Origin of the sequence: uncultured Sphingomonas sp. (genome assembly GCF_964244235.1) — a bacterium.
Taxonomy (GTDB): Bacteria; Pseudomonadota; Alphaproteobacteria; order Sphingomonadales; family Sphingomonadaceae; genus Sphingomonas.
In genome coordinates this window covers 1-17,798 of record NZ_CAXTII010000059.1, presented here as the reverse complement: position 1 = coordinate 17,798, position 17,798 = coordinate 1, and the positions used below count along the sequence as shown (strand labels likewise).

Annotated in this window: 13 protein-coding genes; 9 read left to right on the top strand and 4 right to left on the bottom strand. The window is 64.5% G+C overall.

Features of this window, described 5'->3' with window-relative positions; translation table 11 throughout:
• Positions 1-366: 366 nt before the first annotated feature.
• Positions 367-2,328 carry an OPT family oligopeptide transporter gene (locus ACFE7D_RS10505; protein WP_375395365.1) on the bottom strand — a complete coding sequence of 654 codons (1,962 nt, stop codon included), beginning with the start codon at positions 2,326-2,328 and terminating at the stop codon, positions 367-369.
• Between the two features lie 545 nt (positions 2,329-2,873).
• Here ACFE7D_RS10505 and ACFE7D_RS10500 point away from each other — a divergent pair.
• Together ACFE7D_RS10500 and ACFE7D_RS10495 are read left to right on the top strand one after the other, a co-directional pair.
• Entirely contained in the window at positions 2,874-4,469 is a 1,596-nt protein-coding gene (locus ACFE7D_RS10500; RefSeq protein WP_375395364.1) for an MFS transporter, read from the top strand.
• 4 nt (positions 4,470-4,473) lie between these two features.
• On the top strand, positions 4,474-5,511 hold the full coding sequence (locus ACFE7D_RS10495; protein WP_375395363.1) for an alanine racemase: 1,038 nt from the start codon (positions 4,474-4,476) through the stop codon (positions 5,509-5,511).
• 68 nt (positions 5,512-5,579) lie between these two features.
• Here ACFE7D_RS10495 and ACFE7D_RS10490 read toward each other — a convergent pair whose 3' ends face one another.
• Positions 5,580-8,675, bottom strand: coding sequence for a TonB-dependent receptor domain-containing protein (locus ACFE7D_RS10490; RefSeq protein WP_375395362.1), 3,096 nt, complete (start codon positions 8,673-8,675; stop codon positions 5,580-5,582).
• A 397-nt stretch (positions 8,676-9,072) separates the two neighbouring features.
• Between ACFE7D_RS10490 and phaR the strand changes: the two genes are divergently transcribed.
• Positions 9,073-9,630 carry a polyhydroxyalkanoate synthesis repressor PhaR gene (gene phaR, locus ACFE7D_RS10485; protein ID WP_375395361.1) on the top strand — a complete coding sequence of 186 codons (558 nt, stop codon included), beginning with the start codon at positions 9,073-9,075 and terminating at the stop codon, positions 9,628-9,630.
• Between the two features lie 18 nt (positions 9,631-9,648).
• On the opposite strand, the gene ACFE7D_RS10480 is transcribed toward phaR, so the two are convergent.
• Together ACFE7D_RS10480 and ACFE7D_RS10475 are read right to left on the bottom strand one after the other, a co-directional pair.
• Entirely contained in the window at positions 9,649-11,223 is a 1,575-nt protein-coding gene (locus tag ACFE7D_RS10480; protein ID WP_375395360.1) for a DUF6311 domain-containing protein, read from the bottom strand.
• A gap of 59 nt (positions 11,224-11,282) precedes the next feature.
• Complete coding sequence (locus ACFE7D_RS10475) at positions 11,283-12,818, bottom strand: CpaF family protein (RefSeq protein ID WP_174285141.1); 1,536 nt, start codon at positions 12,816-12,818, stop codon at positions 11,283-11,285.
• 210 nt (positions 12,819-13,028) lie between these two features.
• Here ACFE7D_RS10475 and ACFE7D_RS10470 point away from each other — a divergent pair, with 210 nt between their 5' ends.
• The 6 genes from ACFE7D_RS10470 to atpD all read left to right on the top strand — a co-directional run.
• Positions 13,029-13,589 carry a F0F1 ATP synthase subunit delta gene (locus ACFE7D_RS10470; protein WP_375395359.1) on the top strand — a complete coding sequence of 187 codons (561 nt, stop codon included), beginning with the start codon at positions 13,029-13,031 and terminating at the stop codon, positions 13,587-13,589.
• A gap of 31 nt (positions 13,590-13,620) precedes the next feature.
• Positions 13,621-15,150 carry a F0F1 ATP synthase subunit alpha gene (gene atpA, locus ACFE7D_RS10465; protein WP_375395358.1) on the top strand — a complete coding sequence of 510 codons (1,530 nt, stop codon included), beginning with the start codon at positions 13,621-13,623 and terminating at the stop codon, positions 15,148-15,150.
• 215 nt (positions 15,151-15,365) lie between these two features.
• On the top strand, positions 15,366-16,268 hold the full coding sequence (locus tag ACFE7D_RS10460; protein ID WP_375395357.1) for a F0F1 ATP synthase subunit gamma: 903 nt from the start codon (positions 15,366-15,368) through the stop codon (positions 16,266-16,268).
• Positions 16,269-16,274: 6 nt separating this feature from the next.
• Entirely contained in the window at positions 16,275-16,532 is a 258-nt protein-coding gene (locus ACFE7D_RS10455; RefSeq protein ID WP_375395356.1) for a DUF4160 domain-containing protein, read from the top strand.
• A 29-nt stretch (positions 16,533-16,561) separates the two neighbouring features.
• A complete protein-coding gene (locus tag ACFE7D_RS10450; RefSeq protein ID WP_375395355.1) occupies positions 16,562-16,804 on the top strand; it encodes a DUF2442 domain-containing protein in 243 nt (80 codons plus the stop codon).
• 9 nt (positions 16,805-16,813) lie between these two features.
• Positions 16,814-17,798: F0F1 ATP synthase subunit beta (gene atpD / locus ACFE7D_RS10445; RefSeq protein ID WP_375395354.1), on the top strand; the 985-nt coding region annotated here is incomplete at its 3' end.

Sequence of the window (17,798 nt, the reverse complement as noted above, 5' to 3'; positions counted from 1 at the left end):
GTTGAATCAGAACTATCGGCTCAGCGGAATCCCTAAAATGTCACCGCGTCCTAGTAAGATGCCCGGGACCAGGGAAACGCTTCGAAATATTCCGAAGATAACGCCTAACGCGCGTGGCCTAATATCAAAAAAGGCTCCGATCAGTATACACCAGGAAAGGTAGGCACCGCAAAGCATCATCCAATTCAATGGACGCCATGAAAACTCGATAGCGCAAACCCATGCTATGGCGACGAGCGCCAAAAAAGCTGCCGCCCGTTTAACTGTCGATGTTTTCGGTTGTCCCCTTTCGAGCCGGGCGGCAAGAAAGACCACCAGAGGCGCGCCCATCAGCGTGAACCACGCCAACGGCGTTAGGTCCACGCTTCAGCCTTTCGACACCGCCGCCCGCGTCCGCCCGTACAGCCACCCGACCAACGCCAGAAACAGCACCGTCCCGCCGATCAGCGCCCATGTCCCGAACCCATCCCCCACCAAGGCCAACGGCGCATCCGTCCCCGCCGCGGCGACGATGCCGGCGAAGGCGACGCCCCACAGGCTCTCGCCCACGATCATCCCGGTCGCGGTCAGCACGCCGAGCCGCTTCGCCTGTTCCGGATCACCGCTGCGTTCCGCCCATGCCTCGTACCGCCAGCCGATCACCGCGCCGAGGACGACCGGCAGCGTGACGCTCATCGGCAGGTAGATACCGAGCCCCACCCCGAGCGGCGGCAGGCGCAGCAGCTTCGCGACGCCGAGCAGTTCGTCGACGATCACCACCCCGACCCCGACCAGCGCGCCCCAGCCGAGCATCGCCCAGTTGAGATCACCGCCGAGCACGCCCTTGGCCAGCGCGGAGATCAACGCCGCCTGGGGAGCCGCCAGCGCGTTCGGCCCGGCACCCGGCATCCCCGCGAACCCGAACGAGGTCATCATGAGTTGCAAGACAGGCGGCACGACGAGGCTGCCGAAGACGACGCCGAACAACAGCGCCACCTGCTGCTTCCACGGCGTCGCGCCGACCAGCTGACCGGTCTTCAGGTCCTGGAGATTGTCGTTCGATATCGTCGCGACGCCGAACACGATCCCCGTCACGATCAGCGCATAGGCGACCAGCGCCTGCGTCGTGCCAACCGGCATTTCGCGTCCGAACAGCCCGACCAGCATCAGCGACGCCGCCAGCACGGACAATATCCCGATCCCCGACACCGGCGAGTTCGACGCGCCGATCAGCGCCGCCATATACCCGCACACCGCCGCGATCACGAGCCCCGCGACCAGCACGAACAGCAATGCGCCTGCGATCAGCACCAGCGCCGACCCCTGCAATGGGCCGTCCGCGATCGTCGACCACAGCAGCACCGCGATCGGCACCAGCACGAGCAGGCTGCCCCCTGCGACGATCCCGAACGGCAGGTCGCGTTCCTCCAGCGCCACCGTCTCGCTGCGCCCGCGTGCCCGCGATGCCGCGAAGGACGACCGGATGCCGCCGGCGACGGGGCCTGCGATCTTCACCAGCGTCCACACCGCCGCGACCCCGATCACGCCGGCACCCAGGAAGCGGACGTCATGCTTGAAGCTGCCGCCGACCCAGTCCGCGATCGGCCCGGCCGATGCGGCATGCGCGGTCAGGATCGGGAGCGCGATCCAGAAGCCGATGACGATCCCGAACAACATCGCCATGCCCACCGACAGCCCGACCAGATGCCCGACGCCGAGCAGCGCGAAGGACAGCCCCCCCGAAATCTCGGTCGCGCCGCCACCGACGCGGAAGAATTGCGTCGCCTCAGCCACGGCGAGCCGCGTCTGCGTCAGGACCGCGAACCCCGCCGATACGAGGCTGTTGACGACGATGACGCGCAGGCCCCGCGCGCTTTCCTCCTCGCCCTCCCGGCTGCCCGCGCCGATCTTCAGCACTTCGGCGGCGGCGTGCCCCTCGGGATAGGGCAGGTCGGTATCGACGACCAGCGCGCGGCGCAGCGGCACCGAGAACATGACCCCCAGGAACCCGCCCGTCATCGTGATCCCCGCGGTCGCGATGAATGGAAAGCCGTGCCACCAGCCGACCATCACCAGCCCCGGCAGCACGAAGATGATCGCCGCCAGCGTCCCCGCCGCCGACGCGACCGTCTGCACGATATTGTTTTCCAGGATCGTCGCGCCGGGCAGATAGCGGAGGATCGCCATCGATATCACCGCCGCCGGGATCGACGTCGCGAAGGTCAGCCCGACCTTCAGCCCCAGATAGACGTTCGCCGCGGTGAACAGCAACGTGATGATCCCGCCGAGGACGATCGCGCGGAAGGTGAGTTCGCGGGGGGAGGGGGCGGTGGTGGTGGAGGTCTGCATCCGCGAAGTGTGGCACGAAGCTGGCGGCGCGCCAACGCGGTAAACGAATGGGGCGTTCGATCCTCCCCGGGACGGGGAGGGGGACCATGCGCAGTATGGTGGAGGGGGTAGGCCGCGAGCGGACCGCTCGTAGATAACCCCCTCCACCACGCCTTCGGCGTGGTGGAGGGGGCGGGTGAGGGAGGGGCGCGCGGCATCCTGACACCCCTCCCCGGCGGAGGCCGGGGCCCATCGGCGAGACCATCGCGATGAAGCGACGCACGCCGCAACTCTGATCTTCGCTGGTGGCCCCCGGCCTTCGCCGGGGAAGGGGGGGACGGGTAGCAATGTTGGATCATCCATGCCACCTGCCGGAGCATGCCGCTGCCGCGCCCGCTCGCCTGCCTCGCTCGACCGACTGTCAGAACCCGACCAGAGGTGATTCCGGCCGTAACGTGGCGTCCACTTCGTCCACTTCCGAATGCGTTTTCTGCAATCGCACGCCGTTGCGACTCGGTTGCCGCCCCGCCCCGCCGCGCTACTGAAGGCGCAGGGAGAGGCACCAAATGACGCAGGCAATCGAGGACCATCATCCGACGCGCGCGGAAATCCGGCTGGTCATCGCGGCGTCGTCGCTCGGCACCGTGTTCGAATGGTACGATTTCTTCATCTACGGGACGCTTGCCGCATCGGGCATCATCGGACGCACCTTCTTCCCGGCGGGGAACGAAATGGTGCAGACCTTGCTCGCCTGGGCGGGGTTCGCGGTCGGGTTCGGATTCCGGCCGCTCGGCGCGGTGCTGTTCGGCTATCTGGGCGACCGGATGGGGCGCAAATATACGTTCCTGGTCACCATCACGCTGATGGGCATCGCGACCGCCGGGGTCGGGCTGGTGCCTTCGGCGGCGACGATCGGGCTGGCCGCGCCCGCGATCGTGCTGCTGCTTCGGATCGCGCAGGGGCTGGCGCTCGGCGGCGAATATGGCGGGGCGGCGGTGTATGTCGCGGAACATTCGCCGCGCGGGAAGGCGGGTTTCTACACCAGTTTCATCCAGGCAGGCGTCGTCGGTGGGTTCATCCTCAGCATCGTCGTCGTTCTGCTGACCAGGGCGGTGGTCGCGCCGCCGGTCTGGAACGGCTGGGCGTGGCGACTGCCGTTCCTGTTCTCGCTCGTGCTGCTCGCGGTGTCGCTGTGGATGCGGCTGAAGCTGTCGGAAAGCCCGGTGTTCGCGGCGATGCGTGCGGCCGGGGAGCGTGCGGTCAACCCGCTGGTCGAAAGCTTCACCTATCCGGGCAATATCAAACGCATGCTGGTCGCGTTGTTCGGGATCGCAGCGGGGCTGACGGTCATCTGGTACACCGCGATGTTCACCGTCCTGTCGTTCCTGCAAGGGCCGATGCGCGTCGACGAGACGACGGCGCAGTTGATCGTTGGCGCAGGCGCGCTGGTCGGGCTGGCGTGGTTCGTCGCGTTCGGGAAATGGTCGGACAAGGTCGGGCGCAAGACGCCGATCGTCATCGGCTATGCGCTGACATTGGTATTGCTGTTCCCGATCTTCTGGACGATCGGCGCGGCGGCGAACCCCGGCCTGTCGCGAGCGGCGCAGCGCGCACCCGTCGTCGTGTCGGGGCCGGCCTGCGCGTACAGCCCGTTCGCGAAGGAGCAGACGGACGATTGCGGCCAGGTGCTCGACTATCTGTCGAAGAAGGGCGTCGCCTACACCAAGCAGCGTACGCCGGTTACCGTCGTGACGATCGGCGGCGAGCCGATCGCGGATCATGGCCCCGCCGGGCTCGACGCGGCGCTGACGCATGCAGGGTACGATCTGGCGAAGGTGAAGCCGTCGCCGGGCAACATCGCGCTGATCCTGGTGGCGATCCTCGCGATGGGGGCGCTGTCGGGTATCACCTATGGCCCGGTCGCGGCGCTGCTGTCGGAGATGTTCCCGCCCGCCATCCGCTACAGTTCGCTGTCGATCCCCTATCATATCGGCACCGGCTATTTCGGCGGGTTCCTGCCGTTCATCAGCCAGTATATCGTCGCCAAGACGGGCGATCCCTTCGCCGGGCTGTGGTACACGATGGCGGTCGTCGCGGTGGCGCTGGTGGTGACGGTCGTGTGGCTCGACGAACGCGCGCTGGTGTCCGCGGCGGAAGCGTGACGGTTTGACGGCGTCATCCCCGCCGCTGCGGTTGCTGCTGGACGGGGAGGCGCTGGCCGATAACTGGCGCACGCTCGACCGGCTCAGCGGTAGCGCGGCCTGCGGCGCTGCGGTGAAGGCGGACGGCTACGGGCTTGGTGCAAACGGCGTGGCGACGCGGCTGGCGGCGGCGGGGTGCCGCGACTTCTTCGTCGCGACATGGGCGGAGGCGGAGGCACTTGCGCCGCTGGGGCTGAACGTCTCGGTGCTGCACGGGGTGCGCGACGAGGACATGGCGATCGCGCGGGAAGGCATCGCGCGTCCGGTGCTCAACACCCCAATCCAGGTGGAACGGTGGAAGGCGGCGGGCGGTGGGGCCTGCGACGTGATGGTCGACACCGGCATGAACCGGCTCGGGGTGTCAGCGACGGCGGTGGCAGCTGGGCTGCTGGACGGTCTGGCGATCGACACGCTGATGAGCCATCTGGCCTGTGCGGACGAGAATGCGGGCATGAACGCGCGCCAGCGGGCCGGCTTCGCCGCGCTGGCAGGCGCGACGAGCGCGCGGCGGATGAGCCTCGCCAATTCCGCCGGCATCGCCTTGGGGCCGGCCTATGCGTTCGACCTGACGCGACCGGGGCTTGCCCTGTACGGAGGAATGCCGCGTGGGGAATTCGAAGGAATCATCCGCCAGGTCGCGACCCCGCAGGCGCAAGTGCTGCAGCGCCGCCGCGTGTCGGCGGGCGAGACCGTCGGCTACAATGCCACCTGGACCGCGCGCGCGGATACCGAACTCGCCATCCTCAATATCGGCTATGCCGACGGCTATTTCCGGGGTTTCTCCGACCGCGGCTTCGCACGACGGGGCGATGCGGCATTGCCGGTTCTTGGCCGGGTATCGATGGACCTGCTGGCGGTGCGCGCGGACGTTGCACCCGATGTCGCGGAGGGCGACTGGCTGACCATCGACCTTGCGCTGCCCATCGCGGCCAGCGCGAGCGGCATGTCGCAATATGAATTGCTGACGTCGATCGGCGGCCGATATGGCCGCGTCTGGACGTGATACGTTATCTTCGGCTTGATTGAAAAGGGGATGCCTCTGGCGAAGCACCCCCCTCTTAACTTCAAGCCTTAGTAGTTTGCCTTGAACCCAGCATAGAACTGGCGTCCGACGTTGTTATAGATACCACTTCCTGCACCCGTGCCGAGCAGTCCATAAGGCGGCAACCGGTCGAAGATGTTATCGCAGCCGACGTAGAATTCGAACTTCTTCTGGACATTGAAGCCGACACGAAGGTTGCTGTACGTGATGATCGGATAATCAGCGACCGGAAATTCGTCGGCGTTCTGCGGCGGCTGACCGTTGCACGAATGTTGGTCGCAATAGTTGCCGATCGACTGCTTGCCGATGAACTGGAACTGATACCGGGCATATACGCCGCTCGGCAACGAGTAGCTGACGTTGAACTGACCCTTGAATTCCGGATCGCCCAGATTGCCGAGCTGCCGCGTCGGAATGGTCGGGTTGATAGGATCGAGATAGTTCGTACGATCGGCGACCCAGCTCAGCAGGCCGCTAAAGGCCACCTTGCTGCCATTGTTGAAGCTCCGATTATACGACAGCTCGGCATCGATACCCGACGTCGTCTGTCGAGCGAAGTTCAAGGTAGAAGCGGTCCCGACATAGGGGGTCGCAAACAGGTGAGTCGTTGGATCGCGCGGGAACAGCAGCGCGCAATACGGATTGTTGAGCGTCGCGGAGTCGTAGCACTGATTGACGATGGTCTGGATCGCCACCGAGGAAATCAGGTTATCGACCTTGATCTTGTAGTAATCGACGGAGAGTGACAGCCCCCGGATCTGGTGAGGTTCGAGCACGATGCCGCCGGTGTAGCTGTTCGACGTTTCCGCCTTCAGCCCCGGGTTGCCCGCATCGACGAAGCTCAGGGTCTGGGTGCGTGCCGGGTCGTTGATGAAGCCGGCGGGTATGCCCGCTGCCGAGCAATTCGCTACGCGGAACTGGGTTCCGTTGTTGACGTTCTGCGCGTCGCAAGGATCGGCGATGAACCCAAAGTTCTGGGTCGGGCTGGTATACAGATCGCTCTGCGTTGGCGCCCGGACGGAATGCCCGTAACTGCCGCGGAACCGGACGCCGTAGAAGGGCGACCACACGATACCGGCATTGTAAGACCAGACGCCGCCCGCCGTCGTATTGTAGGACGAGTATCGGCCCGCACCCGACGCGGTCAGCTCTTCGAAGAACCGGTGATCCTTGAGGATAGGAACGTCGATTTCGGCATAGCCTTCTGCGACGCGCTCGATCGGGGGATGGAATTCGGGGATTGCGTTCAGGAACGTACCGCCGGACGCGGTAAGCGCATCATAAGCCGAGAACGCGCTTTCCGACCGATACTCGCCGCCGACGGCGAACTTTACCGGGCCGCCCGGCATCTCGAAGAACTTTCCGGTATTGCCCGTGATGTTCAACGACACGTCGAATTCTTCGGCGTTCTGGTAGTTTGTCGACGTCGTATTGACGAACGCCAAGGCAGCGGCGGACGGCGCGCCCGATCCGAACACGTTGATCGGGACGCAGTCGGGACGGGTATTCGTCACGGCATTGACGGCGCACACGACCTTCTGCCCGGCCGCACCCAGCGCGAAATTGGCGCCGGCAAAGCCGGCGGGCGCGTTGACGGCATTCGCCGCCAGCAGGAAGCCATCTGGGTTGCCGTTCAGATCGAACAGCTTCAGATTGTTGAGCCCGCTGTTGTGATCTTGGAAGCGACCGAAATTGACCGCGAAGTTGTAGGTCCAGTCACCGTTGAAGGTGCCATCCACCCCACCGACGATTCGGTAGGTCTCGCGCTTGTGCAGTTCGGCGCGACCGCCGAAATCGACGTTGAAGCGGCTGATCGTGAACACGCTCGTCGCAGGGTTGACGCAGCGGCCGATCGACTGAAGCGTCGTCAGCGCCTGCGTCGTCAGGAACGGGTTGTTACACCGCAATTCGCTGCCGCCGCCGAAGAAACCGGGAATGCTGCCCTGGAAGAAGCTGGGCTGACCTTCTTGGTTCGCATTGATCCGGACATATTTTGCTTCGACGAACGGGCGGAATGCGTCCGAAAAATCGAAATGCGCGAGAATGTTCGCCGAATAACGCTGCAGTTGCGGAAGGAGTTGGCCGGTGTTCTCCAAGGTCGAACCCAGGCCGCCTATCGTGTTGCTGCTACCGCTGCTCGGCGTGGCGCTGGCAAAGTTGGTGGTGATATCGCGGAAATCCAGCGACGGCGTGCTGAGAACCAAGTTACCGTTCGAATCGAACACGTACCGCTGGCCAAGACCGATACCGGCCGTGGTCGCCGAAGCAGCAACCGAGGTGGGACGGCACCGCGCCGGATTGGCGAGCTGGGCTGGCGAGGCTGCACTGCAGACCGCGGTGACGAGGCCACCGTCGGCGATCGTGCCGTTCCTGACGCCGCTGTAGAACAGATTGTCCGGGACGCCGTTGCCGGCGGCCGGTTCGCCCACCGTGCTCTCGTGAAGATTGAACTGATTCCGGCCGGAATACGCGCCCGTCAGGGAATCTCGGTCCGTATTGTAGAGTGCATTGGACTTCGTATATTCGAGCGACATCGCGATGTTGCCGCGCCCTTCGGCGAAGTTCTTGCCCATCGTGAGCGCACCGAAATACGATCCGCGATCGCCCCGCGAGGTTACGCTTCCCTGTCCGCTCAGACGGATGCCTTCGAAATTCCGCTTCAGGTTGAAGTTGACGACACCCGCGACCGCATCCGAGCCGTAGATGGCCGAATTACCACCGGTCACGATGTCGGTGCTTTCCAGCAGATCGGTCGGGATCGTGTTGATATCGACAAGGTAATCGCCGGGCGACGAAGTGACGTGCCGGCGTCCGTTCACGAGGACGAGCGTACGCGAAGTGCCGAGCCCGCGCAGGTCGAGGAAGTTGACGCCCGACGTGCCGATGAAACGTTCGGAATTCGCCTGGCTGAACGTTGAGCGTAACGCTGGCAGCTCGTTCAACGCGTCGCCGACGTTGATCGTGCCCGTCGCCAGCAGGTTCTCGGCCGACACGCTGGTGACCGGCACAGGTGATTCCAGCGCCGGGCGCGCGATGCGCGAGCCAGTGACGACGATATCGACATCGTTGCTGCTTTTCTCGGCCTGGCCGCTGGTGCTGGTCGGCGCCGTATCCGCAGACGGCACGCAAGGGCTCGGCTTCCCATCGGCCGATCGGCAATCCGTGCTACCGGGTTGAACGGTCTGCGCGCCGGCCACCGCCGGACATCCCACCAATGCGCCGGCCAAAGCGGTCGCACAGAGAAGTCGATTCCTGATCATCGTTGCCCCCATTTTTGTTGCAACAGATACACGCCTAACCGCGCGGCGGCGCAATATGGTGATCGCATTCGGGGTACGTGACTCGTCATATTGTGAAAGCAATGTGACAATTCTGCCACCTCATCCGACGGATCGCTCCCGTCGAAGCGATTGCTCTGGCACGTACTTCCAACCGAAACGCAGGCTCGCTGCAAATATGTTGCAGGATGTTGCAGTGCGGCACGAAACGCGATACGCCGACCCCTTCAGTGCGGGGGCAGACATGAAAAAACCCATCGGCGACGGTCCGGTCATCGTCAAGAAATACGCCAACCGCCGTCTCTACAATACCGAGACGTCGTCCTACATCACGCTGGACCACCTTGCCGCCATGACGCGCGAGGGGCGGGACTTCAAGGTCATCGACGCGAAGTCCGAAGAGGACATCACGCACAACGTCCTCACGCAGATCATCATGGAGGAGGAAAGCCGCGGCGAGACGATGCTGCCGGTCAGTTTCCTGCGCCAGCTGATATCGATGTACGGCGATTCGATGCAGGCGATGGTGCCCGGCTATCTCGAGGCATCGATGGACAGCTTCCGCCGCAACCAGGCGCAGTTCAAGACCGCGGTGGAGGGTGCCTTCGCCAACTCGCCCTTCGCCGAGATCGCCAAGCGCAACATGGCGATGTTCGAAGCGGCGGCGAACGCGTTCAAACCGGGCGCGGCCGGCAATGCTGCGCCGGCGGGAGCTGCCACGCCGGGTGGCAAGGACGCCGAGATCGCATCGCTGCGTGCCGAACTGGAACGGTTGCAGGAAAAGGTCGAACGGTTGCGGTGAACGCGCTCGCGACGACGGTCAGCGCGTCGGAAATGGAGCGACGACGCCGACGCCGTCGAGCGTCAGCCTGCGAGATTTTGCGGCGAACGGCATCGGCGCACCCGCCAGTACGACGTACAACCGCCCGGGTACCAGTTCACCTCGTGCAAAGGCGGCCGCTTCGGTTTCGAGACGGCGCGTGGTGGTCCGGCTCGTTCGTGCGGCATAGACGTTGGCGACGGGTCGCCCGGCGTCGGCTGCACGCCATGCGATTTCCTGAAAGACGTCGAGGTCGTGCGTCACGTCGCCGGGCATGAACGCGATGGACTGCGACCGGCCGATCAATCGATCCCAGCGCGGATCGAGAGTGCGGGCGTAAAGCTGGTGCCGGTCGGCCTCGCGGCTTTGGGCACGGATCGCGTCGGCCATGCCCGCCAGGTCGATGGTCTGAATCGCGACGACCGCGATCAGGACGAGTGCTGCGCGTTCAGCGGACAGACGGAATACGGACAGCACGGCCATCAATACCAGGACATAGCCGATGGGCCAGAACAGGCGACCCGACGCGCGTACCGGATCGAGCAACGCCAGCGCGAAGGGAGGTAGGTGCATATGCGCCACGGCGAGGATCGCGAGCACGACCAGCGCCGGAACCAACCCGCGCAGGCGCTGCCCCGCCGCACGCTCGCCTTCGCGGGCCGGCCGATAGACAGCGATGACGACGGCCACCGCGATGAGCAGCAGACAACCGGCACCAAGATACTGGAACCCTTCAAAGCCCCGGCCCGGACTCTTTTCGTGGGCGGGCAACAGGTTCGAGAAATTGCCGATGCCCGGGTTCCATAACGCGTCGAGCGGCATCGAGAACGCACCGAAATTGCCGGCCGGTATCTGGTCTCCGATGCCAAGCCACCAGGCCAGTGCGGCGACGAGGCTCAAAATGGCCGCGGCCTGTCCCAGCGTCGCGAGGCGCGTTTGCCGTGATCCCTCGACGAAGCGCATCAGCATTGCCGAAGCCCAGATCGCGCCGACCATGATCAGCAGATAGCTGTGGATCAGCGCGGTTACCGCAATCAGCGGAGCCCACCAGGCCAGCCTCCGACTGCGGTCCGCATCGAGAAACAGATAGAGCGCCGCCAATATCGTCCAATGCGCCATCAGGTTGGCATGGACGAACCGGTTGGCGAGCGTCGGCGGGAATGCCAGCAACATGACCCCGGCCCATAACGCCACGCGGCCCGGTGCATGACGGCGAAGCAGCAGCCATGCAAAAAAGGCCTGCAGTATCAGGCTGAGAAGGACGAACAGGCCGACAAACTGGGCGTCGTCGGGCAACAGCGCCGCAAATGGTTTTGCTGCCAATGTGACCAGCGGGTTGCTGTCCGTGTAGAGTATCGGCACTCCCTCGGGGGCATTGAGCAATATGGTCTTGAGCGACCCGCCTGCGGACCGGTCATGCCAATAGGCGTGGGCCCCAAGCGCGTTCTCGCCATTGTCGCTGCCCCGGATCAGCCATCCGGCGTTGCCGACCTGCAAGGTCGTGGGGTGGAAGAACGCCAGGAATAGACCGAGTGGCAACAGCACGAGGAGGATGGGAGTCGTGATGCGTTGCATCGCCTTACCCTAAGCGAAGGTGCCGGAAGAATAGTTAACGGTACCTGTTGGCTTGGATGCTACAGACAGGCCTCGAGATAGGCCGAATCGAATCCGTATTGCCGCGCCTTGTCGAGCGTGTAGGGGCGCAGGCCCATCGAGCGGTATTCGCCGATGATCTTTCCGTCGGCGCTTTCGTCGAGATACTCGAACTTGAACAGTTCCTGCGTGACGATGACGGGACCTTCCATGCCGATCACTTCGGTCACGTTCGTCACGCGCCGGCTGCCGTCGCGAAGGCGCTTGACCTGGATGATCAGTTCGACCGAATCGGCGATCTGGCGGCTGATCGCTTCCTTCGGCACCTTGATGTCCGACATCATCACCATGTTTTCCATACGCGCCAAGGCCTCGCGCGGCGAGTTGGCGTGGAGCGTGCACATCGATCCGTCATGACCCGTGTTCATCGCGGCAAGCATGTCGAAACACTCGCTGCCGCGAATTTCGCCGAGGATGATCCGGTCGGGTCGCATACGCAGCGCGTTCTTCACGAGATCGCGGATGCTGACCTCGCCCTGCCCCTCGAGATTGGCGGGGCGCGTTTCCAGCGGCAGCCAATGCGGCTGTTGCAGGCGAAGCTCGGCGGCGTCCTCGATCGTCAGCACGCGTTCGCCCGGGTCGATCATCTTCGACAAGGCGTTCAGCATCGTCGTCTTGCCCGACCCCGTACCGCCGGAGATCACGACGTTGAACCGGCTGGCCCCCGCGATCTTCAGCGCGGTCGCCATCTTCGGGCTCATGCTGCCGAACCCTGCCATCATGTCGATCGTGATCGGCTTGGCGGAGAATTTACGGATCGAGATCGCGGTCCCGCGCAGCGACAAAGGCGGTACGATGACGTTGACGCGCGAACCGTCCTTCAGGCGCGCATCGGCCAGCGGCGAGGTCTGATCGACGCGACGACCGACCGAATTGACGATCCGCTGCGCGATCTGGAACAGATGTTCTTCGTCACGGAACTGGATCTGTGCGAGTTCCAGCTTGCCCTTGCGCTCGACATAGGTCTGCTCGGGCCCGTTCACCATGATGTCGGTGATGTTGGGATCGGCCAGCAATTCCTCGAGTGGCCCAAGGCCAAGCAATTCGTCGACCAGCACCTTTTCCAGCGCGAACTGTTCGCGCCGGTTGAGCGTCAGTTTCAGTTCGGCGAGCACCTCGCCGATGATCGGACGAAATTCCTCGGCGAGTTCGTCCTTGCCGAGCGTCGCCGCGGCTTCGGGGTCGACGCGTTCGAGCAGGCGCGGCAGCACCTGTTCCTTGATCTTGTGGATCGAGCTTTCGAAGCCTTCGACGCGGCTGCTGCCCGAATCGGCGGAAGCATTCTGGCGATCGGCCAGGCGCTGCATCGCGTCCATCGGCAGGCCGGGCATCGTGCCCGGGCCGACGCCTTCGCTCTCGCCGGGTATCGGCAGCGAATCGAGCGGCGGAAATTGCGATCCGCCTTCGGTATCGGCGCGCGGCGCTATGCCGCCGCCCTGCATCGGACGCGCCACGCCGAACGCCGGCCGGGCAGGGGTCGATCCCGTAGTACCAGGCCGTCGGCCGAACGCGCTCATGCCTCACCTCTTGTCGTCGTCAACGGGGTTAGGGGGCAAGGATTTACATTTGCCTAACCACGGCTGGAGAGCCCTGCGCGTGGATATCCCCCGCCTTGCATCCCCCGGCACCCGATGCTAACCGCCCGGCAACCCATCGGCAGGCACGGTTCCGCGCCCCCGTCGCCATGGGGCGATATCCGTTGATCCAGGGACGAGGATGCTAATCGCGTGGAGTTATCCGGCGGTATTCAGGCGAGTTTGAGCGGGCGCTATGCGTTCGCATTGTTCGAGCTTGCGCAAGAGTCGAAGGCAATCGAGGCCGTCGAGGCCAGCCTGGCGGCGGTGCGCGATGCGCTGACCCAGTCGGGCGATTTCCGCTTGCTGACGACCAGTCCGCTGGTCGCCCGCGAAGCGGCCGTGAAGGCGGTGCAGGCGGTGGCGTACGAGATCAGCATCGACGGCACGACGAAGAATTTCCTGTGTGTCCTCGCGGAAAACCACCGGCTGGCACAGCTACCCGCGATCATCCGTGCATTCCGTGCGCTGGCTGCGCAACACCGGGGCGAGACGACCGCCGAGGTCGCGTCCGCGCACCCGCTGTCCGACGATCAGGTCGACGCGCTGAAGCAGCAGCTTCGCCAGCGCGTCGGTCGCGACGTCAATGTCGACCTGGCGGTCGATCCCGAACTCCTCGGTGGACTGGTAGTCCGCATCGGTTCGCAGCGCATCGATTCGTCGATCCGCACCCGTCTGAATGCGCTTGCGCACGTAATGAAAGTCGGCGGCTGACGCCGCCCCGGAAAGGCTGAAGGCAATACCCATGGACATCCGCGCCGCAGAAATCTCGAAGGTCATCCGCGACCAGATCGCCAATTTCGGCACCGAAGCCGAAATCAGCGAAACCGGCCAGGTGCTGAGCGTCGGCGACGGCATCGCGCGCATCTACGGGCTGGACAACGTCCAGGCGGGCGAGATGGTCGAATTCTCGAACGGCGTGCAGGGCATGGCGCTGAACCTTGAGGCCGACAATGTCGGCGTCGTGATCTTCGGGTCGGATTCGGAGATCAAGGAAGGCGATGTCGTGAAGCGCACCGGCACGATCGTCGATGTGCCGATCGGCAAGGCACTGCTCGGCCGCGTGGTCGACGGCCTCGGCAACCCGATCGACGGCAAGGGCCCGATCGAGACGACCGAGCGCAGCCGCGTCGAGGTGAAGGCGCCGGGCATCATCCCGCGTACCTCGGTCAGCGAGCCGATGCAGTCGGGCCTGAAGGCGATCGACGCGCTCGTGCCCGTCGGCCGCGGCCAGCGCGAACTCATCATCGGCGATCGCCAGACCGGCAAGTCCGCGGTCGCGATCGACGCGTTCATCAACCAGAAGGGCGTCAACGCCGGCACCGACGAGAAGAAGAAGCTGTACTGCGTCTATGTCGCGGTCGGCCAGAAGCGCTCGACCGTCGCGCAGCTCGTCCGCACGCTGACCGAACAGGGCGCGATGGACTATTCGATCGTCGTCGCCGCGACCGCGTCGGACCCCGCGCCGCTCCAGTTCCTCGCGCCCTATACCGGCACCGCGATGGGCGAATATTTCCGCGACAACGGCATGCATGCGCTGATCGTGTTCGACGATCTGTCCAAGCAGGCGGTCGCGTATCGCCAGATGTCGCTGCTGCTGCGCCGCCCGCCGGGCCGCGAGGCGTATCCGGGCGACGTCTTCTATCTCCACAGCCGCCTGCTGGAGCGCGCGGCGAAGATGTCGGACGCGAACGGCGGCGGATCGCTGACCGCGCTGCCGATCATCGAGACGCAGGCGGGCGACGTGTCGGCATACATCCCGACCAACGTGATCTCGATCACCGACGGCCAGATCTTCCTCGAGACGGACCTGTTCTTCGCAGGCATCCGTCCGGCGATCAACGTCGGCCTGTCGGTGTCGCGCGTCGGTTCCGCCGCGCAGACCAAGGCGATGAAGAAGGTGTCGGGCTCGATCAAGCTGGAGCTGGCGCAATACCGCGAGATGGCGGCCTTCGCGCAGTTCGGCTCGGACCTCGACGCCTCGACCCAGCGCCTGCTGGCGCGCGGCGCGCGGCTGACGGAACTGCTGAAGCAGAAGCAGTTCTCGCCGATGCCGTTCGAGGAACAGACCGCGTCGATCTTCGCAGGGACGCAAGGGTATATCGACACCGTGCCGGTGAACGACGTGACCCGGTACGAGGAGCAGATGCTCGCCGACCTTCGCGCGAACCATGCCGATGTGCTGACCCTGATCCGCGATACGCGCGATCTGGGCGACGAGGCCAAGGGCAAGCTCAAGGGCGCGCTGGACGCGTTCGCGAAGACGTTTGCGTGATCGGGTTGGGCGTCTCTTTCCTGCTGGTCGGATGTGGGCTCGTCGCTGCGTGCACGCACTCCAACCCGATGCGGCTTGAAGACGCTCAAAGTGCGATGACGGTGGATTGCAGCAATCCCGCGTACGCGGCGGCGTGCAACATCGCTGATGCCGGTCCTGGCACTACGTTGGTGTTGGACAATGGGTCGGCGTCGCCGAAAGGGAATCAGGAATAGATGGCGAGCCTTAAGGCCCTCAAGATCCGCATCGGCTCGGTGAAGTCGACGCAGAAGATTACCAAGGCGATGAAGATGGTCGCCGCCGCCAAGCTGCGCCGTGCGCAGGAGGCGGCGGAGGCCGGGCGTCCCTATGCCGAGCGGCTGGAGGGCGTGATGGCCAGCCTGGCGTCTAAGGTTACGGTCAGCGAATCTTCGCCGAAGCTGCTTGGCGGCACCGGCAAGGACCAGGTCCAGCTGCTGGTCGTCGTGACTTCCGAGCGTGGTCTGGCGGGGGCGTTCAACACCAACATCGTCCGCGCCGCGCGCAAGAAGGCCGAGGAGCTCGAGGCGGCGGGCAAGACCGTGCGCTTCTACGTCGCGGGCAAGAAGGGTCGGGTGATCCGCCGCTTCTACCCCGATCAGGTCGCCGCGGATTTCGATCTGTCGAGGATGAAGGTGACAAGCTTCGACCAGGCGCGCGCGCTGGCCGACGACCTGATCCGCCGCTACGAAGCGGGCGAGTTCGACGTCGCGCATCTGTTCTACGCCGAGTTCGTCTCCGCGCTGGTGCAGGAACCGACGTCGCGCCAGATCGTGCCCGTGAAAGTGGAGGCGAATGCGTCGCACGCCTCCACTTCCTCCACTTCCGCGCCAAAAGGTGCCGGCGCTGCCGTGGAATATGAGCCCGACGAGGAATCGATACTCGCCGACCTGCTGCCACGCAACATCGCGATCCAGATCTTCCGCGCGCTGCTGGAAAACGCAGCGTCCGAACAGGGCAGCCGCATGAACGCGATGGAGAACGCGACCAAGAATGCGGGCGACATGATCAACCGCCTCTCGATCCAGTACAACCGCACCCGCCAGGCGGCGATCACGACCGAACTGGTGGAAATCATCTCGGGCGCGGAGGCGCTGTAGTCGTGCATGCCGACGCTCAGCATATTCTTCGGCATCGCGATCAGGATGTTCTGGCGCGATCATCCGCCGCCGCATTTCCACGTCAATTATCAGGGCGAGGAAGCACAAATTACGCTGGATGGAACGCTGCTGAACGGCTCGCTTCCCCCTCGTATCGAAGCTATGGTGCATGAATGGGCGTTAGAGAACCAAGGCGCGCTTTTGAAGGCGTGGGAGGCGTGCAGCAACGGCCGCACCCCCACACGTATTCGTCCGCTGCGCTAGGCACGATCACGTTTCGTGCGCCGTGGCGGGTGCTCGCCCTGGAGATCATCGGCGAGCATGAAATCTACGTCTGGCACGTCGATGGTGTCGCTGGACGCGTAAAGTTTGAGGACGGGTTCTTCCATGGTGTGTTCGCACATTTGAAGGACTCGGCCTTGTTTGACGAGGTAGATGTCGTTTGCGGCGCGGTGGCTTGGCCCGGTGAACTCGATATCGCACCCGATGCTATGCATGACGAACTCGCTGCGCACGGCGAGTGGATTTTGAACTGAGGAACGAACATGGCAACCGCCGCTGAAGACATCCGCCCGACCACGGGCGCGCAGACGAACAACACCGGCACGATCTCGCAGATCATCGGCGCGGTCGTCGATGTGCATTTCCCCGACAACCTGCCGTCGATCCTGTCGGCGCTGGAGACGGACAATAACGGCAACCGCCTCGTCCTCGAGGTCGCACAGCATCTCGGCGAGAACACCGTGCGCACGATCGCGATGGACGCGACCGAGGGGCTGACGCGTGGGCAGAGCGTCCGCGATACGGGCGCGCAGATTACCGTGCCGGTCGGGCCCGCGACGCTGGGCCGCATCCTGAACGTCATCGGCGAACCGATCGACGAACGGGGCCCGGTCAATTCGGACTTCCACTCGCCGATCCACGCACAGGCGCCGCTGTTCGTCGACCAGTCGACCGAGAGCGCGATCCTGGTGACGGGGATCAAGGTCATCGACCTGCTCGCGCCCTATGCGCGTGGCGGCAAGATCGGGCTGTTCGGCGGCGCGGGCGTCGGCAAGACGGTGCTGATTCAGGAACTGATCAACAACATCGCCAAGGGGCATGGCGGCGTGTCGGTGTTCGCGGGTGTCGGCGAGCGCACGCGCGAGGGCAACGATCTGTACCACGAATTCCTCGACGCGGGCGTCATCGCCAAGGATGCGGACGGGAACGCGGTGTCCGAAGGCTCGAAGGTCGCGCTGGTGTTCGGCCAGATGAACGAGCCGCCGGGCGCGCGCGCGCGCGTCGCGCTGTCGGGTCTGACGATCGCGGAATATTTCCGCGACGTCGAAGGGCAGGACGTGCTGTTCTTCGTCGACAACATCTTCCGCTTCACCCAGGCGGGCGCCGAAGTGTCGGCGCTGCTCGGCCGTATCCCCTCGGCGGTGGGCTATCAGCCTACGCTTTCGACCGACATGGGCGCGCTGCAGGAGCGGATCACCTCGACCAACAAGGGCTCGATCACCTCGGTGCAGGCGATCTACGTGCCCG